The organism is Crassaminicella thermophila, assembly GCF_008152325.1.
GTDB lineage: Bacteria > Bacillota > Clostridia > Peptostreptococcales > Thermotaleaceae > Crassaminicella_A > Crassaminicella_A thermophila.
Window position 1 is genome coordinate 2,174,210 of record NZ_CP042243.1, and the last position, 20,599, is coordinate 2,194,808.

At 29.4% G+C, this 20,599-nt stretch carries 20 protein-coding genes and 1 riboswitch; of the genes, 12 read left to right on the forward strand and 8 right to left on the reverse strand.

Annotation, left to right across the window (positions count from 1 at the left end):
- Positions 1-124: 124 nt before the first annotated feature.
- A riboswitch (cobalamin riboswitch) is annotated at positions 125-301 on the reverse strand.
- A gap of 140 nt (positions 302-441) precedes the next feature.
- The 3 genes from FQB35_RS11075 to FQB35_RS11085 are packed head-to-tail and all read left to right on the forward strand — an operon-like array spanning position 442 to position 2,780.
- Entirely contained in the window at positions 442-1,290 is an 849-nt protein-coding gene (locus FQB35_RS11075; RefSeq protein WP_207707294.1) for an ABC transporter ATP-binding protein, read from the forward strand.
- Positions 1,291-2,022 (forward strand): ABC transporter permease, encoded by a 732-nt coding sequence (locus tag FQB35_RS11080; protein WP_148809959.1) that lies wholly within the window; start codon positions 1,291-1,293, stop codon positions 2,020-2,022.
- A 47-nt stretch (positions 2,023-2,069) separates the two neighbouring features.
- Positions 2,070-2,780: a cobalt-factor II C(20)-methyltransferase gene (locus tag FQB35_RS11085; RefSeq protein WP_148809960.1), complete on the forward strand. Its 711-nt coding sequence runs from the start codon at positions 2,070-2,072 to the stop codon at positions 2,778-2,780.
- 15 nt (positions 2,781-2,795) lie between these two features.
- Here FQB35_RS11085 and fabI read toward each other — a convergent pair whose 3' ends face one another.
- From fabI to pepF, 5 genes are all read right to left on the reverse strand, one after another.
- Positions 2,796-3,566 carry an enoyl-ACP reductase FabI gene (fabI, locus tag FQB35_RS11090; protein WP_148809961.1) on the reverse strand — a complete coding sequence of 257 codons (771 nt, stop codon included), beginning with the start codon at positions 3,564-3,566 and terminating at the stop codon, positions 2,796-2,798.
- Positions 3,567-3,580: 14 nt separating this feature from the next.
- Positions 3,581-4,984: a peptidoglycan D,D-transpeptidase FtsI family protein gene (locus tag FQB35_RS11095; RefSeq protein ID WP_148809962.1), complete on the reverse strand. Its 1,404-nt coding sequence runs from the start codon at positions 4,982-4,984 to the stop codon at positions 3,581-3,583.
- Positions 4,956-6,203: an FtsW/RodA/SpoVE family cell cycle protein gene (locus FQB35_RS11100; RefSeq protein ID WP_231701783.1), complete on the reverse strand. Its 1,248-nt coding sequence runs from the start codon at positions 6,201-6,203 to the stop codon at positions 4,956-4,958. Before FQB35_RS11100 ends, FQB35_RS11095 begins: the two co-directional genes overlap by 29 nt.
- 12 nt (positions 6,204-6,215) lie before the next feature.
- A complete protein-coding gene (locus FQB35_RS11105; RefSeq protein WP_148809963.1) occupies positions 6,216-6,644 on the reverse strand; it encodes an FHA domain-containing protein in 429 nt (142 codons plus the stop codon).
- 177 nt (positions 6,645-6,821) lie between these two features.
- Entirely contained in the window at positions 6,822-8,627 is a 1,806-nt protein-coding gene (gene pepF / locus FQB35_RS11110; protein ID WP_148810833.1) for an oligoendopeptidase F, read from the reverse strand.
- Between the two features lie 179 nt (positions 8,628-8,806).
- Between pepF and FQB35_RS11115 the strand changes: the two genes are divergently transcribed.
- The 8 genes from FQB35_RS11115 to FQB35_RS11150 all read left to right on the forward strand — a co-directional run bounded on the left by FQB35_RS11115 (position 8,807) and on the right by FQB35_RS11150 (position 17,442).
- A complete protein-coding gene (locus tag FQB35_RS11115) occupies positions 8,807-9,160 on the forward strand; it encodes a transcriptional regulator (protein ID WP_148809964.1) in 354 nt (117 codons plus the stop codon).
- Between the two features lie 12 nt (positions 9,161-9,172).
- Positions 9,173-10,459 carry a [Fe-Fe] hydrogenase large subunit C-terminal domain-containing protein gene (locus FQB35_RS11120; RefSeq protein WP_148809965.1) on the forward strand — a complete coding sequence of 429 codons (1,287 nt, stop codon included), beginning with the start codon at positions 9,173-9,175 and terminating at the stop codon, positions 10,457-10,459.
- Positions 10,460-10,648: 189 nt separating this feature from the next.
- Complete coding sequence (gene ytvI / locus FQB35_RS11125; protein ID WP_168198326.1) at positions 10,649-11,716, forward strand: sporulation integral membrane protein YtvI; 1,068 nt, start codon at positions 10,649-10,651, stop codon at positions 11,714-11,716.
- 232 nt (positions 11,717-11,948) lie between these two features.
- Entirely contained in the window at positions 11,949-13,901 is a 1,953-nt protein-coding gene (locus FQB35_RS11130) for a type I glutamate--ammonia ligase (RefSeq protein WP_148809967.1), read from the forward strand.
- A 92-nt stretch (positions 13,902-13,993) separates the two neighbouring features.
- A complete protein-coding gene (locus tag FQB35_RS11135) occupies positions 13,994-14,842 on the forward strand; it encodes a mechanosensitive ion channel family protein (RefSeq protein ID WP_148809968.1) in 849 nt (282 codons plus the stop codon).
- 146 nt (positions 14,843-14,988) lie between these two features.
- On the forward strand, positions 14,989-15,243 hold the full coding sequence (locus FQB35_RS11140; protein ID WP_148809969.1) for a FeoA family protein: 255 nt from the start codon (positions 14,989-14,991) through the stop codon (positions 15,241-15,243).
- A gap of 23 nt (positions 15,244-15,266) precedes the next feature.
- Positions 15,267-16,049, forward strand: a complete 783-nt coding sequence (locus FQB35_RS11145; RefSeq protein ID WP_148809970.1) for a FeoB small GTPase domain-containing protein — start codon at positions 15,267-15,269, stop codon at positions 16,047-16,049.
- Positions 16,039-17,442 (forward strand): nucleoside recognition domain-containing protein, encoded by a 1,404-nt coding sequence (locus FQB35_RS11150; RefSeq protein ID WP_148809971.1) that lies wholly within the window; start codon positions 16,039-16,041, stop codon positions 17,440-17,442. Before FQB35_RS11145 ends, FQB35_RS11150 begins: the two co-directional genes overlap by 11 nt.
- A gap of 27 nt (positions 17,443-17,469) precedes the next feature.
- Here FQB35_RS11150 and FQB35_RS11155 read toward each other — a convergent pair whose 3' ends face one another.
- The gene (locus FQB35_RS11155) at positions 17,470-17,910 is read right to left on the reverse strand and encodes a metal-dependent transcriptional regulator (protein WP_148809972.1); all 441 of its coding nucleotides are present in this window, start codon (positions 17,908-17,910) and stop codon (positions 17,470-17,472) included.
- A 251-nt stretch (positions 17,911-18,161) separates the two neighbouring features.
- A complete protein-coding gene (locus tag FQB35_RS11160) occupies positions 18,162-18,911 on the reverse strand; it encodes a damage-control phosphatase ARMT1 family protein (RefSeq protein WP_333473066.1) in 750 nt (249 codons plus the stop codon).
- A 406-nt stretch (positions 18,912-19,317) separates the two neighbouring features.
- On the opposite strand from FQB35_RS11160, the gene FQB35_RS11165 reads away from it, so the two are divergent.
- Positions 19,318-19,614, forward strand: coding sequence for a biotin synthase BioB (locus tag FQB35_RS11165; protein WP_148809973.1), 297 nt, complete (start codon positions 19,318-19,320; stop codon positions 19,612-19,614).
- A 75-nt stretch (positions 19,615-19,689) separates the two neighbouring features.
- Here the strand turns inward: FQB35_RS11165 and FQB35_RS11170 are convergent, their stop codons facing one another.
- A complete protein-coding gene (locus tag FQB35_RS11170) occupies positions 19,690-20,418 on the reverse strand; it encodes a YetF domain-containing protein (RefSeq protein ID WP_148809974.1) in 729 nt (242 codons plus the stop codon).
- Positions 20,419-20,599 lie beyond the last annotated feature (181 nt).

A 20,599-nucleotide genomic window follows, 5' to 3' on the forward strand; every position in this document is an offset into this window, starting at 1 on the left:
CTCCAGTGGTAAAAAATCAACATAAAAAAGAGCTTTTGGAAAGCTCTTTTTATACATAGTAAATTGGCTAATAAACACATAATTTGCCAAATCTACTTCGTATATTCCACTTTCCCTCCGAAAGAATGAATATGCATATTAGGCAGGTCTCCTGACTCGGCTTCATATTACTCCTTATCCTTCCCAGAGATTCACTCTAGTGGTTTTTAAGTTTCATCCACCTCACAGTAGCGGGGGCTGTAGTGGCTTTTACCACTTTCCCTTTTAATTCTAAAAAGAAACCTAATATGATGTATTAAATTGTAAATACTGCCTAAATTATATATAATTTTACCTATTCTGTCAATATAAACATGATATTGATTAATTATATTTATTCTGTTAGAGTTATAATTGAATTTCTTATATAAACAACACCCCTTATGCTGTTAGGAGGTAACAATGAACAATATTATTGAAATAAAAGATGTTACAAAAAAATACGGTGATTTTACTGCTATTGATCATTTAAACTTAAGCATTGAAAAAGGTAGTTTTTTTGGACTTTTAGGTCCAAACGGCGCAGGAAAAACCACTCTTATTAAAATGCTAGTCGGTTTATTAAAACCAAGCAGCGGCAATATAATTATAAAAAAACAAAAAATGTCTAGAGATAATACTTTTTTAAAAAATAAAATTAGCATTGTACCTCAACACATTAATCTAGACAAAGAACTTTCTATAAAAGAAAATCTTATTTTTTCTGCAAAGCTGTATAAGATAAAAGGAAAAGAACAAGAAAAAAGAGTGGAAGAGTTACTACAATTTTCAGAGTTCAAAGCTATCGAAAATAAACTCAGTAAAAAATTATCTGGAGGCATGCAGAGGAAATTAATGATTGTTAAAGCTTTAGTAAACAATCCTGAAATTATTTTTTTAGATGAGCCTACTGTGGGTATTGATGTAAATAATAGACGAAAAATATGGAACATGCTAAAAATTATGAATGACATGGGTAAAACAATTATTTTAACTACCCATTATATTGAAGAAGCTGAATATCTTTGTGATAAAATAGGTCTTATGGATAATGGAAAAATATTTTACTGTGATACTAGTGATCATTTAAAAAACAATCTCGGTAAGTTTACAGTAGAACATTTCAACAAAAATAAAATTACTGAGTATAAATACTTTCATACAATAGAAGAAGCAAAAAAATATGTAAATACTCTTTCTGATCATTACATATTAAGAAACACCAACTTAGAAGATGTCTTTTATAATTTCACGAATAGGAAGGTACAATAAATGGAAGTTTTTACAATACTTTGGAGAGAATTTACTTTTTTTAAAAAAAGAGCATTTAAAATTACTTCTTCTGCTGTCATCACTCCCCTTTTATATTTATTAGCCTTTGGTTGGGGACTTGGATCAGATGTCTATATAGAAGGATTTAGCTACATGCATTATATTATTCCTGGAATTATCGCCATGTCTACCATGCATACAAGCTTTAATGCTGTATCTATTAGAATTTCTGTGGCAAGGCTTCACGAAAAAAGCTTTGAATATTACATGACAGCGCCTGTCAATATGTATTTATTGACTTTTGGATATGTCCTCGCAGGAGCACTTCGGGGTTTTTATGCAGGACTCATAATTTTATTTGTATCCTGTTTATTTGGTACTTACATAAATTTAACTTTTTCCTTTTTACTAATATGTTTTTTAAACAGTATGTTATTTGCTGCTTTTGGATATTTTGCAGCAATGGTCATAAATACCCACTATGATATGAATCGTTTTACAAGCTTTGTCATTACACCTATGACATTTTTATGCGGAACATTCTTTTCCTTAGAAAAGATGCCTCATCTTGTAAAAGAATTCATCTCAATACTACCTCTTACCCATGCTATATCAAGTCTTAGGAATATAGCATTAAGAGGGGATACAAACTATTTATCTATATTGATATTATTTACATACTTTTTAGCATTTTACGCTTTAGGCGTTTATGCAAGCTACCGAGAAATATAAACTTAGAAAGGGGGAATTAACGAATATTACGTATTCGTTAAGCAAATATGTCAAAATTTTATGGGATTGGTACAGGACCTGGAGACAGTTCATTAGTTACAATCAAAGCAGTAAATACGATTAAAAATTTAGATATTCTTTTTACACCAGAACCAAAGGAAGGTGGAGAAAGTCTGGCATTATCCATTGTAAAAGAATACATTGAACCTAAAACTAAAATTAAACAAAGACATTTTCCAATGAATTTTAATGATCAAGAAAGAAATGAAGCTTGGAAAAAAATTGCACAAGAGATTGAAAACGATGTGAAAAATGGAAATAATGTTGGCTTTATTACACTAGGAGACCCAATGCTTTATAGTACATATGTATACATCCTTGAACTTTTAAAAGAAAAAATAGAAATAGAAACAATTTCAGGAATAAGTGCTTTTTCAAACATTGCTGCAAGCCAAAACTTTCCTCTTGTAATGGATAAAGAGGCTTTGGTTGTCATTCCATGTACAGCAGATGAAGAAAAAATTGATTTTACATTAAAAAACTATAACTCTATTGTGTTGATGAAAGTATATAAAAACTTCAAAGAAATCATTCAAAAGTTAAAAGCATATGATTTAATAAAATATGCAATCCTTGTAAGTAATTCTTCTCAAAATAACGAAGTTGTCTATAGAGATTTAGAAAACATTACTAAAGATAAAATTTCTTATTTCTCAACTATCCTGATTAATAAAAAACAACCAACAGCGCTAAGATAATCTTAGCGCTGTTTTCTAATAACCTAATATATTATACCCACCATCTACATGAATCACTTCACCTGTTATACCACTGCTTAGAAAACTACAAAGAAAAAGTGCAGTATTTGCTACCTCTTCAGTCTTTACTAATCTTCCAATTGGAGCCTTTTCTTCAAACTCCTTAAGCATAGTATTAAAATTCCTTATTCCTTTCGCTGCCAATGTTTTAATAGGTCCTGCAGAAATTGCATTTATTCTTATATTTTCTCTACCCAAATCTGCTGCTAAATATTTCACACTAGCTTCTAGGGCTGCTTTTGCCACACCCATTACATTATAGTTTTTAACAACTCTCTCTCCACCTAAATAAGTAAGTGCTACAATACTTCCACCTTCAGTCATAAGAGGCTTTGCATGCTTTGTAACCGATACCAAAGAATAAGCACTAATATCTTGTGCCATCAAATATCCTTCTCTCGATGTATTTATATATAGTCCTTCTAGTTCTTCTTTCCTCGCATGAGCTATACTGTGAATAACACCATCAAGTGTTTTAAATTCTTCTTTTAATTGTTCAAAAGTATTTTTTATATCATCATCTTTTGTAACATCACAAGGAATAAGTATAGATCCTTTAATATTTTGTGTTAGCTTTTTTACATGCTCATAACTTCTTTCCCCTTGATATGTAAAGGCAAGTCTTGCTCCTGCTTCATGAAAAGCTTTGGCAATTGCCCAGGCAATACTCCATTTATTTGCAACACCCATAATTAAAATATTTTTATCTTTTAATAAATTATTCATGATACCCCCCTTTATTATCTTAATCTATTTAATGCAGCCACCATAATATCTCTTGCAATCGGTGCTGCACTCTTTCCTCCTGTAGATCCAATATTTTCTAAAACTACAGCAATTGCTACTTTCGGATTATAGGCTGGTGCAAAACCAATAAACCATGCATGTTCTTTTTTGGATTCATTTTCTGCCGTACCCGTTTTGCCAGCTACCTCTACATTTTTAATCCTTGCATTTTTCCCTGTTCCTTCTTTTACAACATCAATCATCATATCCTTTAATTCATCTGCTATCTTTTTGCTACATACTTTTGATAAAAGCTCGGTACGGTTTATTTTTATTGTTCTTCCCTCTGGGTTGATCACCTCCTTTACAATAATTGGCTTCATCATTTTCCCATCATTGGCAATAGCAGATGCTACCATTGCCATATTTAGAGGATTAACTAATATTTCACCCTGCCCTATAGCAGTTGCTCCTAATTCTGGATTGCTCATATTCTTTTTATTTGGAAATATTGATTTTTTTATTTTCAAATCAAATGGAATAATCTTATTAAACATATACTTTTCAGCCGCATTTTTTAATTTTTCTTCCCCTAACTGAAGCCCTATTTGACTAAAGGCAACATTGCAAGAAACTACTAAAGCTTTCTTTAAATCTACTTTTCCATGAGAAATTTCTTTGTAATCTCTTAGCATATATCCATCAATATTTACAGAACCTCTGCATTTAAATGTTTTGTCTATATTTTTATCTTTCAGTGCTGCAGTAGCTGTTATTATCTTAAAGATAGAACCAGGGGTATAAAGTCCCATAGTTGCTCTATTTAAAAGAGGACTGTCTTTTTCTTCTGTTATTTCTGCCCAATTCTCTTTAATTTTTGATGGATCAAAATCTGGCTTGCTAACCATAGCATAGATTTCTCCATTTTTAGGATTCATCAAAACAATAGCTCCTTTTTTTCCTCTCATGAGCTTTTCTGCATAACTTTGAAGTTCATGATCAATGCTTAAAATTAAATGATTTCCTTCTTCTTTTGGTCCAATTATTTTTTCTGTAATTTCTTTTATTGGATTTTCATTTATATTTAATAATTCCTTATTATAAGAAGCTTCTAATCCAGCTTTTCCATACTCCTTAAAACTATATCCTATAATATGACTATATAGTCTGCCAAATTTATAATGCCTTATTTGGTTACCTTCAATTTTTTCACTACTAGCTAAGGTTTTACCATTTCTATCAGCAATAATCCCCCGAAGAACATATTCTTCATTTACCCATTGTCTTTTATTATAACTGTTTTTTACAATCTTTGATGCTTGAAAAATTTCAAAATAGCTTAGATACATAACCAAACTTATAAACATCGCACAAAATACGATAAGAACTTTAACGATCCTCCTGGATATAATGTCCATTTTTTTCCTCCTGTTCCAATTCTACCTCCTCAGAAGCTACCTGTAGTATCCCCAACGCTGCAAAGCTTGACACTAATGAACTTCCTCCATAACTGACAAATGGTAATGTTACACCAGTTAATGGAATCATCTTTATAACACCAGCAATAATAATAAAAGCCTGAAATCCTAACATAGCCGTCATTCCCAAAGCAATTATTTTGAAAAACCTATTATGCTGATTTAAAGCAATTTTAAAGCCTCTATAAACCAAAATAAGGAATAACATAATTACCCCAATACCACCAAATATTCCCATTTCCTCGCAAATTGCTGAAAATATAAAATCTGTATGCACTTCAGGGATAAATTCAGGATGCCCTAGTCCTATACCCGTACCAAAAAAACCTCCAGATGCAATAGCAAACAAAGATTGTGTAATCTGATATCCCTTATTGTCGATATATGGCCAAGGATTCAACCACGTAACAATTCTTATCTTTACATGATTGATAAAGAAATAGCTCAAAACAGCTATAACAAAAGCCCCTACTAAATTATAGTATATTAGCTTTCTATCTTCTTCAAATATATAAAATATAGTCATAAATACAAAATAAAATATCATTGCAGTTCCTAAATCTCTTTGTATAAACAAAAAACCTATGTAAGTATATACAATTCCTATAAAAATATAGGTATTTTTTATTTTTTCCTTTTGCACATAGTAAGAAGCTAAAAAAAATACAAATAGTATTTTTATTAATTCTGCAGGTTGAAAGCTAAATCCTCCTATTTTTATCCAATTTGTAGCTCCTTTTATTTTTACACCGAAAACTAAAGTAAACAAAAATAAAGCCATAGATATCCCAACATAAAACTCACACCATTTTTCAAAACCTTTTATATTTTTTGTCATAGCATAAAAGAAAAAAAAAGTTGCAATCCCTATACCAAACCAAGTAATCTGCTTAAATCCATAACTAGGATCGATTCGATATATCATAATAATTCCTATGCTTACAAGCATAGCCATAATCAAAAATATATAATGATCTCCTGAAGAAGTTTTAATCAATATAAAATTCGATAGATATATAAGAAAAGCTAACAGTACCCCTGACACCAAAATAAACTCATCAAAACCATCTTTATAAAAATAAAGTAATAAAAGAGCCATAATATCTATCAAAAATATTAAATTTTGCGGCATTTTATAATTTAATAATTTTCTTATCATAAGCACACCTCTTTACACATTGCTTACATATAAAAATTCCACTTGACCAAATTTGATTCTATCTCCATTTTCTAATTTTACAACATCTATAATTCTATCCCCATTCACGTATGTTCCATTGATACTATCTAAATCTTCAATAAAAAAATTTTCTTCATCTAATGTTATTTTTAAATGATAATTCGAAATATACGGATCCTTTATAACAATATCATTTTCTTTTTTTCTCCCTATTGTAACGGTAGAATCAAGTGTATAAACCTCTTTGACTTTAAAAGGCAAACTATCCTTTCGATTAATTAACTTTAAATATGGATAATTATCCATAACTCCACTCATGCTTTTAATATCTTGATAAATTAGATGTATAATACCAAAAATAAATAGATATATAACTAATATAAACAAATATCTAAATACAAGAGATAAAAAATTAAACATTGACTCACCTACCAAAATTTTATAATATTGCTACTACCATTATACAAAATAATTCTATTCAAAAGAATGCTTTTTAAAACAAGTCCCACCTTTTAGTAATTTTAACCAATTGTTTGAAAATGCATACTTATACTTTCTCATCTACTCTAAAAAATAGGATGCTTAAAAGCATCCTATTTATAGAATCATTTTTTCCATTTCATCTACTAAATTTTCAAAAACCTTTAATGCATTATGGATTGGTTTAGTTGTCGTCATATCCACTCCTGCTCCTTTTAAAAGATTCATTGGATAGTCTGAACCTCCACCCTTTAAGAAATTTAAATATTTTTCTACTGCAACTTCTCCCTCTTTTAAAATCTTTTGAGACAATGAAATAGCTGCAGAATATCCTGTAGCATATTTATATACATAAAACGCATTGTAAAAATGAGGAATTCTTGCCCATTCCATCTTAATCTCATCGTCAATAACTACATCAGGTCCATAGTACTTTCTGTTTAAATCAACATAAATTTCACAAAGAGTTTCTGGTGTTAGTGCTTCTTTATTTTCTACTTTTTCATGAATAATTTTTTCAAACTTTGCAAACATGGTTTGTCTATAGACAGTTCCTCTAAATTGTTCAAGATAATGGTTAATTAAATACATCTTCATATTTTTATCATTTGTATTTTTTAATAAATACTCCATAAGTAAAGCTTCGTTTACTGTAGAAGCTACTTCTGCAACAAATATAGCATATCCTCCATAAACATATGGTTGATTCTTATGTGAATAATAAGAATGTAATGAATGCCCCATTTCATGAGCAAGAGTAAATAAATCATGAACTGTATTCTGATAATTCAAAAGTACATAAGGTGGACTATCATAAGTTCCAAAGGAATATGCCCCACTAGTCTTTCCTTCATTCTCATAAACATCAATCCATCCATCTTTAAATCCTTTTTCTAAAATCTTAATATACTCTTCTCCTAAAGGATTTAAACCTTCTTTTACTTGCTGTTTTGCTTTTTCATAAGGTATTTCTATATCTATTTCTTTTACAATAGGTGTATATAGATCATACATATGAAGTTTTTCTACCCCTAATGCCTTTTTACGTAGTTTCACATATCGATACATAGCATCTAAATGATCTTCTACTGTTTGAATTAGATTGTCATACACAGACACAGGAATATTATCTTCATCTAAAGATGCCTGCAAAGCAGATTTATATTTTCTCACCTTCGCATAAAATACATCTTTTTTCACGCTATAATTTAATGTAGCTGCAATAGTATTCTTTTGTTTTTCATATGAACTATACAATGCTTTAAATGCATCTTTTCTTACCCTTCTATCACTGCTTTCTAAAAATTTAATATATCTTCCTTTTGTTACTTCTATTTCTTTACCATTTTCATCTAAAATCGTAGGAAATTTTATATCTGCATTATTAAGCATACCAAATATGTTTTTCGGTGCTGCTGCTAACTCTCCCATTTGTGCTAAAATCTGTTCTTCTTCCTTAGAAAGAATATGTTCCTTTTGTCGAAGCAGCTCTTCTAAATAAAAATGATATATTTTTAAATCTTTATGTTCTTTTAAAAAAGCTCTTATTTTTGCCTCATCAATACTAATAATTTCTGGTACCATAAATGATAAACTGCTTTGTACTTCTACTGCTAACCCTTGAGCTTTATCAGTCATAGCCTGATACTTTGTAACTGTATTATCCTCATCTTTACGCATCCTAGCATATACAAATACATTCTCTAATTTTCGAGAAATTTCATCCTTTAACTTAAGTGCATTAAATAAATTTTCTGCTGATTCCCCAAGCCTGCCAACATATTTTACAAGCTCCTTTACTTGATTTTTTATATGCAATACATCTTTTTCCCATAAGCTATCATTTTCATACATTTTTTCTAGCTTCCATTTAAATTCCTCTGGTATATCTTTTCTTTTTTGAATATTTTTTTTATCTTCCATATTATTCTGTGGTAAAACCACTTCCTCCTTTCTTATGGATTTATTCTATATTATACCCGTATTATAATATTTTTCCAATTATCATATATATTATAATTATTTCTTAAATAATAAATTTTTTCCAAATGATTTCATTAGTACGTAACCTATAGTATAATATTTTTATTGGAGGTGTTCATTTGAAACTATCACAAATAATCGATCTGCTTTCAGCAAAAGTTTATACAAAAAATGTTGATTTAGACATTTTTTTTGATTATGGACGGGCTTCTGACTTATTAAGCGATGTTTTGAGAGACGATGTTTTAAGAGATCCTGCACATAATTGTATTTTTCTCACAGGACTAGTAAATCTTCAAGTTATAAGAACAGCTGAAATGATGGATATTAAAGCAATCGTTTTTGTTCGTGATAAAAAACCATCTAAAGAGATTATTGATTTAGCGACAAAGAATGGAATCATCTTACTAGGTACTAAATATAAACTTTATAAATGCTGTGGCTTGTTATATAGTCATGGGCTACATGCTTAAGAGGTGATTGATATGGGCGAATATTTCCACTCTGTTATATTAGAAGATGATAAATGTATAGGTTGTACTAATTGCATTAAAAGATGCCCTACAGAAGCTATCCGAGTTAAAAACGGAAAAGCAAGAATTATTAAAGAAAGATGCATAGATTGCGGTGAATGTATAAGAATATGTCCTCAACATGCAAAAAATAGCATTACAGATCCAATAGAGAGCATAAAAGATTTTAAATATAAAATTGCGCTTCCTGCACCTTCTTTACTAGGTCAATTTGATGAAAATACCGACCCTAAAAAAATATTATCTGCATTAAAATCGATTGGCTTTGATGAAGTATTTGAAGTATCAAGAGGTGCTGATATTGTATCTAATTATACAAGAGAATTATTAAAAAATCCTTCTAAGTTACCACTAATTTCATCATCATGTCCAGCTATTGTACGGCTTATACAGATAAGATTTCCTAGTCTGATTGATCATATTGTTCCAATTGAATCTCCTATGGAAGTAGCTGCTATGCTTGCGCGACAAAAATCAGTTCAAAAAACAGGACTATCTCCAGAAGATATTGGTATTTTCTTTATCAGTCCTTGTCCTGCAAAAATAACTAGTGTAAAAAATCCAATAGGTAATTTTCATTCAAATGTAGATAGGATTATCTCCATAAAATCTGTATATCCACTCATAAAGAAAAACTTAAAAAAAGATTTACAAAATGATGAAACTGAATTTTATGATTCTGGAAAAGCAATAGGTTGGGCAAGATCTGGTGGCGAAACCTTTTCATTAAACATACAAGATTATTTATGTGTAGACGGAATAGAAAATGTCATAAAAATACTAGATGAAATTGAGAATGATAAATTAAAGAATATTAAGTTTGTAGAATGTTTAGCATGCATTAATGGATGCGTTGGAGGATCTTTAACTGTAGAAAATGCATTCGTTGCAAGAAACAGAATTAGAAAACTTTCACAAAAATACATGAAAGAAAAAGAAATTCAATTAAATAAGACCATTAAAGATTTCTTGCTTAAAGAGAAAATCCTTCCTAAAAATGTTCGAAAATTGGATGATAATATCATAGAAGCAATGAAGAAAATGGAAAAAATCGATTACATTAATAGCTTACTACCTGATTTAGATTGTGGTGCTTGTGGCTCTCCTTCCTGTAGAGCCCTTGCTGAAGATATTGTATTAGGTTATTCTAATTTAGACGATTGTATGATTATATTTAGAGATAAGGTAAACGCTTTACTTTCTAAGAAAAAAAATGCCTCCAAAAAGAATACTGACTAAAATTAATTTGATCATAAAAAAGACAGACATCTATAAAAATGGATATCTGTCTTTTTTTAGATTTTTGATTATATAAAAGAAATACAAAGATAGTTCCATTAAGTTTTTTATAAATAGAGGTTTGTCATCTGTTATATGTAATTTACATAAAACATATAATTATATATCAATATGCTAAGAGGTGTTTTTATGAATCATTATCTAGAAAAGTATATCCCTTTAATTAGTAGAATCATTCTTATATGTACTATTGTTTTTAGCATATATTTTATATCTACAACCCTCATATTCTATATACTTCCTTTTGTTATTGCTTGGATTATAGCTTCCATTCTAGAGCCAGCAATAAATTTCTTTACAAAGCACTTAAAAATCTCTCGAAATATATCTACATTTATAGTTTTATTATTTTTTGTTTCATGTATTGGTTCTATAATCGCACTTATTAGTGGTATCATTATTGTACAATTAACAAAATTATCTGTTATGCTCCCTAAGTATTCAGAAAAATTATACTTTCACACAAATGATCTTACTCAAAAAATGGAACGTTTATATATACAATTGCCTTATGACCTTGCACAATCCATTATAAACATGGTAAATACATTATCTGAAAGTTTAACATCTATTATAACAAAGCTCATCTCTTCATTATTAAGTTTTATTTCCGCTATTCCTGGATTTTTTATATTTCTATTCGTAACAATTATAGCCACATTTTTCATTGCTAGAGATAAAAGTGAAATCAAAAAATTTATTATAACCCAGTTACCTGCTAACACACTTTCTAAAAGCAGAATTTTCAAAAATGATCTATTATTTGCTTTAATGGGCTACATAAAAGCACAATTAATTCTTATGTTTATAACTTTTATAGAAAGTACAATAGGTTTAACAATTATAGGTATTGACTATTCTGTACTTATTGCATTAATAGCAAGTATAATTGATGTCTTTCCTATATTAGGAACTGGCTGTGTATATATCCCCCTTATCTTATGGGAAATTTTATCAAACGATTATAAAAGTGCTATTGGTTTGGGCATACTATATGGAATAATCCTATTTATAAGACAATTATTTGAACCAAAAATTTTAGGAAACCAGATTGGACTTTATCCTCTTGTTACACTAATCTCCATGTATATAGGATTAAAATTATTTGGACTTTTAGGACTAATGATAGGTCCTATCTGTGTAATCATTTGCATAACACTTCAAAAAATTGACATTCTTCCTAGATGGAAAGAATAAAACATGAATTTTATTGTTGTTGTATTGAAAAATGTTCGTATTTTTATTTTGTATATTTATTTGTTTTATTGTATATTTATTTATTTTTTTAATATACTCATTTTTTCTTGAAGTTTATAAAAGCAGTTTCTTTCAGGTTTTATAATAATTTTTATTTTTTTTATCTTTACAAAATTATAATTTGTGCTATAATTATTCAATATAACAACAATTTAACTAAAGAGGTGATAATATGTCAAAAGAGGTTTTATGTTCTGAAACTGAAAAATTACTGTTTCTACTTCCTGCATCACATCATACTCCTAAAACAATTACTTCTATATTAAATAACCATCCTGAAATTAAATTTGTTTCACTAGTTGGCGTTGATTTAGGTGGAAATGATACGGATGAAAAAATACCTGTAAGCCTGTTCTTAAAAAATATTGACGATTTTCTAACCTTCGGTGTTCAAACAGATGGCTCTAGCGTTGTCCTTCCTGAAATTGCTACCTTAAACAATGCAAAAGTCGACTTAATTCCTGATCTCTCTGTTAACTGGTTTGTTGACTATAATTTTGATCATATCGATACGCTTACTGGACTTCCTGTAGGAACCCTTAGAATCCCATCTTTCCTAGTTCACAATGGAGTAAAAGTAGATTCTCGTTCCATTTTGTTCAATGCTGTAAAAAATTTCAAATCACAAATACTTAAACTTATGAAAGACTATCCATATATTCTAGAAAATCTAGGTATAGAATCAATAGATGAAATTGAGGATGTTGTACTTACTGCAGCAACAGAACTTGAATTCTGGGTAAAAACTCCAGATGATAAAGCAGATATAGAGCAACTTTCTACTTCTCAAGTATTAAAAGAACAATACTGGAAAAGAACAGTAGGTCCTGTTCGTACAGCAATGGAACAATCCTTAATGTATTTAGATGCTTACGGTTTAGAAGCAGAAATGGGTCATAAAGAAGTTGGTGGTGTAAAAGCAAAGCTTAAAGGTAATGGAAACTTTGAACATATAATGGAGCAATTAGAAATAGATTGGAAATATAGTACTGCACTACAAACTGCTGATAATGAATTAATTGCTCGAGACGTAGTAAAAGATATCTTTATGGCAAATGGGTTAGAAGTTACATTCATGGCAAAACCAATTGAAGGAGTTGCTGGTAATGGTGAACATCATCACATTGGTGTAGCTGTTAAGCTAAAGAACGGAAAAATGAAAAATCTTTTTGCTCCTCTTGATATGAAAAAAGATTTTATGAATCCTATTGGATTTGGTGCGCTTATGGGATTACTTAAGAATTATGAAGTAGTAAATCCTTTTGTTACTTCTACAAATGATGCTTTTAATCGCTTAAAGCCAGGTTTTGAAGCCCCTGTATGTACAGTTTCTTCAATAGGTCATTCTCCTGATAATCCTTCACGTAACAGAACTGTTTTAGTTGGACTTATACGTGATATGAGCAATCCAATGGCTACTAGATTCGAACTACGTGCCCCAAACCCAACAAGTAACACTTATTTAGTATTAGCTTCTGTTTATCAAGCTATGTTAGACGGAATCACAGCTGTTTTAAAAAATCAAAAAACTTCTTCTGAACTAGAATTAGAACTTTCTAAAAAACCTGGAGAATCAAGTTTCTACCTTGAAAAATCTAGAGCTTACAGAAGTGAACACGATGTATTTGAAGATTACACCGAAGAAGAAAGAAATAGTTTGTTTGGTAAACCACCAGCTACAGTATGGGATAATTTAGTAAACCTTGATAAATATCCTCAAAAAAAATCTGTTTTACTTGAAGGAAATGTATTTAATGAAGAGATTATTAATTCCTATAAAATGGCTACATTAACTCAATGGACAACTGAACTATATAACAGAATTATTCCTGAGAACATGGAAATTGTAAGAAACTGCAAAAAAATTCATGAAAGTGAATATGTTTCCGATTTAGATGTCGTAAATTGGGAAAAAATTAATGATTTAAGATATTATTTAATGAAAGACAGCTTGCATAAAAAATCTTTATTTACAAAAATAAGAGAAGCCATAGATGCACAAGATTATCCTACTGTTTCTAATTTACAATTAGAAATGAGAAATAAAATGAATGAGCTAAATGAATTATATACAATATATAAAAGGAACCTATTTGAATTAAAAAAAGTACGTGCCTTAGGTTAAATACCTAAGGCTTTTTTTTATATGAAGAATATGTCATACAATCATTGTAAAAAATACTATATATATTGAATTCTTCGGGGCTGGTGAAAAATATGGATTTATCATTTCTAAAAAATATTCGTTTTACCAATAATATTAAACCTTTTTTTACTTCACTCATTATTCTTTTTATATCTTTTTGCCTTATTCGACTAATAATGTTCCTTACTGCTAAGATCATAGAAATCACAAAATTTAATGAACAGCGAGAGATGACCATAAAAAGCATTATCGATTCTGTTTTTGCTTATTTTATTCTTACCCTTGCTATACTTAATATTTTAAGTGAATTTGGACTTATAAAAGAATCTACTATTCTTACAGGTGCAGGTATTATTACTTTAATTGCAGGACTTGGTGCACAAAATCTTATCAAAGATATTATTAATGGCTTTTTTATTTTATTTGAAAGGCAAATGAAGGTTGGAGATTATGTCAGCATTAATGAGCAGTATTATGGAACGGTAGAAGAAATTGGTCTTCGATCAACAGCCATTCGAGAATGGTCTATGAGAAAAGTATACATACCAAATGGAGAAATTAAAACTTTGAAAAATTACTATAAAGAAAAATCAAGAGTTATTATAGAAATCGTTGTTCCTTTTGAAGAAGATCAACAATTAGTTGAAGAAACTTTAAATCATGTTTGTGAATATATTAACCAAAAGTACGAAGATAAACTATATAAGATTGGTACTGCTAACTACTCAGAATTTAGTCTTTTAGGTGTTGTATCATTAGACGGTAAAGCTGGCGGAGCAAAATACATTATAATCGGTGTAGTTAATCCTCATTTTCAATGGTTTTTAAGGAATCGAACATATGAATACATTTTACAAGCTTTTAAGGAAAAAAATATTCGTATTGCATATCCAAAATTATATTGGCATGATGAAGAATAGTCTTCTATTGACTATTATTTTTTTTGTAACAATTTTTTTATTTTTCCATACTATGTAAATTAGGAAAGATAATTTATTAGCCAAAGCTAATTTATTTAATTTTTTTGATACCTTATTAGCCTTAGCTAATATAGAGGAGGTTAACTATGAAAAATATTAATCTACAAATAAATCCTATTCCATTATCAAAGCTTTCTGTAGGAGCTATCGCTAAAGTTTCAGACTTATTAATATCTGGTTTATCTAGAAGAAGAATGTTGGATTTAGGGCTTGTTCCAGGAACAATTATAGAAGTAATTCGAAAAAGTCCTTTAGGAGATCCTATTGCATATAACATAAGAGGTGCTACCATTGCCTTAAGAAAAGAAGAAGCTTCTCAAATTTTAGTAAAACCAATGTAGTATTTTGAAAGGAGAGCCTATATATGGGATTAACATGTCAATCTTGTGGTAAAGCCCTATTAAATGAACAATTAAATATAAAAGTAGGAGGTAATGAAAAATTCATAGTAGCCTTAGCTGGAAACCCAAATGTAGGAAAAAGCACTGTATTTAATGCTTTAACAGGACTTAAGCAACACACAGGAAATTGGCCAGGAAAGACTGTTACTAATGCTCGCGGTAGTTATACCTACAAAAATAGAAAATTTACACTAGTAGATTTACCAGGAACCTATTCTCTTTTGGCTAACTCTGTTGAAGAACAAGTAGCAAGAGATTTTATTTGTTTTGGTAAACCAAATGCTACAATTGTTGTTACAGATGCAACTTGCCTTGAAAGAAATTTAAATTTGGTTCTTCAAGTTATGGAGTTAACAGATAACATAATACTATGTGTAAATTTAATGGATGAAGCCAAACGAAAAGGCATATCTGTAAATATACAAGCTTTACAAGAAATTTTAGGTGTTCCTGTAGTCGGAACCACTGCAAGAAATGGCAAAGGATTAAACCAATTAATGGACAAAGTTTATAATATTGCTTTAGGTTTAGAAAAAACCTCTCCTAAAAAACCTGTATATAATGAAGCTATTGAAAAAGAAGTTGAACATCTTATCCCAAAATTAAAAAATATATTAGATGATAAATTAGACCCTCGATGGGTAGCATTAAAGCTTTTAGAAGGTGATCAAACCATATTAGATTCTATAAATCAATTTTTATATAAAAATACGCATAAGGAGGTGGTTTGTTTTTATGGATCCTAATAAAGTTTTAAGCCCATATGAAGTATTAGTTTCTCTTAAAGATGAAATTTCTAAAAAAGATCATGTTAAGTTTAGAGATGACATGGTTAGCAGTATTTATGCGCAAGCAGAAGAAATATCAAAAAAAGTTATTAAAAAAAATAATACAAAAAAGTATGATTGGGATAGAAAATTAGATAATATTCTTACTTCTAAATTTACAGGTTATCCAATTATGTTTCTTTTGCTCAGCTTAGTATTTTGGATTACAGTAACAGGTGCCAATTTACCATCTTCTCTTTTAGCTGATTTCTTATTTGGCATAGAAGCACGCTTAAGTGCTTTATTTATAAACCTTAATGCTCCAGCATGGCTTCATGGAGTTCTTGTGTTAGGTATGTATCGCACCTTAGCATGGGTTGTTTCTGTTATGTTACCCCCTATGGCAATATTCTTCCCATGTTTTACTTTGCTTGAAGATTTAGGTTATCTTCCTCGTATAGCTTTTAATCTTGATAAACTATTTAAAAAAGCTGGAACCCATGGGAAACAATCCCTTACAATGAGCATGGGTTTTGGATGCAATGCTGCAGGAATTATTGCATGTAGAATTATAGATTCCCCAAGAGAAAGACTTATTGCAATACTAACAAACAATTTTGTTCCATGCAATGGTCGTTTCCCTACATTAATTGCCATATCAACTATTTTTATTGGTGGTACTGTAGCAAGTAAGTATCATTCAATCACTGCAACTTTATTTGTTTGTATACTTGTGTTATTTGGTATTTTTATGACATTAATCGTATCATGGGGACTTTCAAAAACACTACTAAAAGGGATCCCTTCTTCATTTACATTAGAACTACCTCCTTATAGAAGACCACAAGTTGGTAAAATCCTATATCGTTCTTTAATTGATAGAACCATATTTGTATTGACTCGTGCTGTAGCTGTTGCTGCTCCAGCAGGTCTTATTACCTGGATTCTTGCCAATGTATTTATTAAAGATCAAAGCATTCTATCATATATAGCAGAATTTTTACAGCCTTTAGGTCATCTTATTGGTATGGATGGATTTATTTTGATGGCTTTCATTCTTGGTCTACCTGCAAATGAAATTGTATTACCCATTTTAATTATGAGTTATATGTCTAAAGGGGCTATGTTAGAATTAGATAGTCTAAAAGCAATGGGAGACTTATTGGTTAAAAATGGATGGACTTGGCTAACAGCTTTAAATGTTATGCTTTTTTCATTACTTCACTTCCCTTGTGCTACTACACTATGGACTATAAGAAAAGAATGTGGCAGCTTAAAATGGACTTTATTTGCTGCAATTATGCCTACATTAATTGCTATATCAACATGTTTTATCATAACTCAAACGGTAAAGCTATTAGGACTTATATAAAAAGAAACACCATAAAAGTGTTTCTTTTTATTCTGTAATTTTCTCACTGCAATCCGCTTCTTCTCCCTCACAAAATTTTAAGAATTTATCCATTATTTCCTCATCCTGCTTCATAAAATCTACTAATTTTTCTATAGCAGAAATAGTAGGCGCACTCAAATAATGCTCCATGGCTTCTGCTTCTTGTACTGCATCACAGTCGCTATGAATGACGGCTAGAAATTCTTGTAATACTCCATTTCTTTTCACTAATAAGTCTCCTAATTTTTTCCCTTTTTCTGTTAAATAAATACCTTCATATTTTTTATATTCTATATACTGATCTTTATTAAGTTTGCGTAATGCTTTTACAACTGATGGTGATGATACATTTAATCTATGCGCTATATCTCGAATTCTTATTTCACTTTTTTGTAATGATAATCGATAAATTTCTTCTAAGTAATCTTCTAAACTTGGTGACAACATAATCTTTCCTCCTTTTTATGCAAAATAAATAAGACCTTTTATTTTAAGAATACAAAAACTAGCATTCTTAAAATAAAGGTCTCGTTCCAAGATTATACTTGCACTAGAGCGGGTGTTTCCACCAGTATGTCGCAGCCAGTGATCAAAGCAAAAGCTTTGTGAACTACTCCCCTTTATCCATGTTTCTTATTTATTATATGCATCCATATAAAAAAAGTTCCAAGCTAAATCTTATTTTTTAATATTATCATTTATTTTTGTATGAATACATAATCATTTACTTCTACGCCTATATCTCTAGCAATTACAGGACATTTTGCCTTTAATAAGAAGAAAATTCCCCTTCCTTCATGGGATAATGTTTCATAATTCCCCTGTCCTTTGCTTATGATAATATCAGCCCCATTGTATATTTGTTTAAATTCTTCACTACACTCATCTAAAACTACTCCTGGTGCATCACATCCTGTAGATATAATTTTAGCTCCATGATGCAATTTAGAAGCATAAGCATCTTTAAAGGTAGCATCATTAATAATAGGGCTGTTTCTTACTGCATATATTATTTCATAATTTAAAAATTCTTCAACTAAAACTCTATCAAAAACTGTTTCTCCTGCATTATCTCCTATTATTAATAATTGTTTCCCATTTTCAAGTTGTTTTTTTAGTTTCTCTATTTCACATATTTTAAATTTTTCATTAATTTGTTCTAAAAAGTTTTCTTTTAAACTTTTTTCACCATAAATTGCTGCATCCATAACATTACCTACAGCAGAGATTTTTAAAGCCCAATATAATCTATCTTTTTGTCTATATAAAAAGTGCTTCATATCAGGATATATCTTTTCAGCAGTTTCTATACTCATTTTTTTAAGATTTTTATAAGGATCTTGCGTTTTTGTATATTTCTTAACTAGTTGATGTATATCTCTTCCTACTTCTGGTGCAGTTCTATAGTGATCAATTTTTGCAATTATCTTTGTTGCCTCAATTAATATTTCTTTTTTTGAACCTCTCTATCCTCTGTATTCATCCTTGCTGCTTCTAATACTTGTCTTAGAAAGCAAGGCATACAATCAAGTTGTATTTTCAATTTTATCCCTCTCTTTATAATAATCCTTTTGTAATGAATATTAGTAAAATAACCTTTAGAACAACCTCCTTTCAATTTTTTATTACCAATACCATCCAATAATTGGTTTATGTCATATGCCAATATATTATAAGAATATCAATATTTTGGGCATATATCAATAACCAAATTATGAATTTATAGATTTAATTAAGAGATTTTGTCAGTTTGACTTAATAGACATTAATTTTCTAATTTGATATAATTACAAACAAATATTTTTGCACAATAACGAATTAATTATTTTATAAAAAAAACAAGGAGAAGCTTTTATGGATATAAAAAAAGTCATTGATAAAATAGTTGTAAATTCTAAAGCTAGTATTGATGATATAGTAAGTATATTAAATTCAAATTGCAATGATTATCTATTTGAACAAGCAAATAATATAAGAAAAAAATACTGCGGTGATAAAGTTGAATTAAGAGCCATAATTGAATTTTCAAACTACTGCAGATGTGACTGCTTATACTGTGGTATAAATAGACAAAATACATCTTTGAATAGATATAGAATGAAGCTAGATGAAATAATAGAATGCGCAAAAAAAGCATCTAAGATGCAATAGAAATATAAAATTCAAATAAAAATGGGTCAAATTTACTTGACCCTCTATAATTCATCATATTATTTCTATAGGAAACTATATTCCTTCATTATCTTCGCTAATATCAATATTATTATTTAAATGATCATCATATTTATCAACATACATTTTTCCATTTAAATCTATGGTAGCATACATTACTTCTTCTACTCTGCTTACATTAAACATCTTTAAATTGTTTATTAAATCTTTTCCTGTTAATTGTCTTTTTCTTAAATTTTCATAGATAATCTGACCACCAATAATTATTTCAGTAGGAATGCTTTCTGAGGGTGCAACAAGGTTTAAATCTCCTATAGTTACATTTCTTTTATCTTGCCTTTTTATAATGCTCAAATCTCCATTGGTCTCAAGTAATCCATATTCAACCTCATCTGGTGAAAAACAATCTTTTTGTCTTAATAATTGATTAATTTCATCCATACTATATCTTGTCCTCTTTAAATTTTTTTCTAGCAATTTACCTTTTTCAATAATTATTATAGGCTCTCCATTTACAACTTTTCTAAAACTTCTTTTTTTCATTGAAATCATCGAAACAACTCCTGTAAGTATTCCAAATAGAACCAATCCAACTAAATGTTGATAAGTTTTTGTATTGATATCCGTAGCAAGTGTTGCAGCTATTGATCCAAAGGTTATACCATTTATATACTCATAGAGCGTCAATTGAGATACTTGCTGTCTTCCCAATAATCTTGTAATAAACAATATAGAAAAAAAAGCTAAAAAGGTTTGTATAATCACTTCAAATAATTCTTTCATTTCATCACCTTCTTAAAAAATTTATTATATTATTTTTATAAAATTATGCCTATACTAACTGTATAAAGATTATTCATTGTGAATGAGGTGAATACAATGAGCTTACTTTACGAAGCTTTATTTACATTTTTATTTATAGTAGTAGGTTTTATTATTATTTATGTTTTACATAAGAATGAAA

What these genes read in the sequence shown, in the direction of transcription:
- FQB35_RS11135 (WP_148809968.1), top strand. Translation starts at nt 13,994, where the DNA reads ATGGATTTATCATTTCTAAAAAATATTCGTTTTACCAATAATATTAAA.
- FQB35_RS11145 (WP_148809970.1), top strand. Translation starts at nt 15,267, where the DNA reads ATGGGATTAACATGTCAATCTTGTGGTAAAGCCCTATTAAATGAACAA.
- fabI (WP_148809961.1), bottom strand. Translation starts at nt 3,566, where the DNA reads ATGAATAATTTATTAAAAGATAAAAATATTTTAATTATGGGTGTTGCA.
- FQB35_RS11095 (WP_148809962.1), bottom strand. Translation starts at nt 4,984, where the DNA reads ATGGACATTATATCCAGGAGGATCGTTAAAGTTCTTATCGTATTTTGT.
- FQB35_RS11120 (WP_148809965.1), top strand. Translation starts at nt 9,173, where the DNA reads ATGGGCGAATATTTCCACTCTGTTATATTAGAAGATGATAAATGTATA.
- FQB35_RS11170 (WP_148809974.1), bottom strand. Translation starts at nt 20,418, where the DNA reads ATGAAAGAATTATTTGAAGTGATTATACAAACCTTTTTAGCTTTTTTT.
- FQB35_RS11140 (WP_148809969.1), top strand. Translation starts at nt 14,989, where the DNA reads ATGAAAAATATTAATCTACAAATAAATCCTATTCCATTATCAAAGCTT.
- ytvI (WP_168198326.1), top strand. Translation starts at nt 10,649, where the DNA reads ATGAATCATTATCTAGAAAAGTATATCCCTTTAATTAGTAGAATCATT.
- FQB35_RS11100 (WP_231701783.1), bottom strand. Translation starts at nt 6,203, where the DNA reads ATGATAAGAAAATTATTAAATTATAAAATGCCGCAAAATTTAATATTT.
- FQB35_RS11155 (WP_148809972.1), bottom strand. Translation starts at nt 17,910, where the DNA reads ATGTTGTCACCAAGTTTAGAAGATTACTTAGAAGAAATTTATCGATTA.
- FQB35_RS11080 (WP_148809959.1), top strand. Translation starts at nt 1,291, where the DNA reads ATGGAAGTTTTTACAATACTTTGGAGAGAATTTACTTTTTTTAAAAAA.
- FQB35_RS11085 (WP_148809960.1), top strand. Translation starts at nt 2,070, where the DNA reads ATGTCAAAATTTTATGGGATTGGTACAGGACCTGGAGACAGTTCATTA.
- FQB35_RS11130 (WP_148809967.1), top strand. Translation starts at nt 11,949, where the DNA reads ATGTCAAAAGAGGTTTTATGTTCTGAAACTGAAAAATTACTGTTTCTA.
- FQB35_RS11105 (WP_148809963.1), bottom strand. Translation starts at nt 6,644, where the DNA reads ATGTTTAATTTTTTATCTCTTGTATTTAGATATTTGTTTATATTAGTT.
- pepF (WP_148810833.1), bottom strand. Translation starts at nt 8,627, where the DNA reads ATGGAAGATAAAAAAAATATTCAAAAAAGAAAAGATATACCAGAGGAA.
- FQB35_RS11150 (WP_148809971.1), top strand. Translation starts at nt 16,039, where the DNA reads ATGGATCCTAATAAAGTTTTAAGCCCATATGAAGTATTAGTTTCTCTT.
- FQB35_RS11165 (WP_148809973.1), top strand. Translation starts at nt 19,318, where the DNA reads ATGGATATAAAAAAAGTCATTGATAAAATAGTTGTAAATTCTAAAGCT.
- FQB35_RS11075 (WP_207707294.1), top strand. Translation starts at nt 442, where the DNA reads ATGAACAATATTATTGAAATAAAAGATGTTACAAAAAAATACGGTGAT.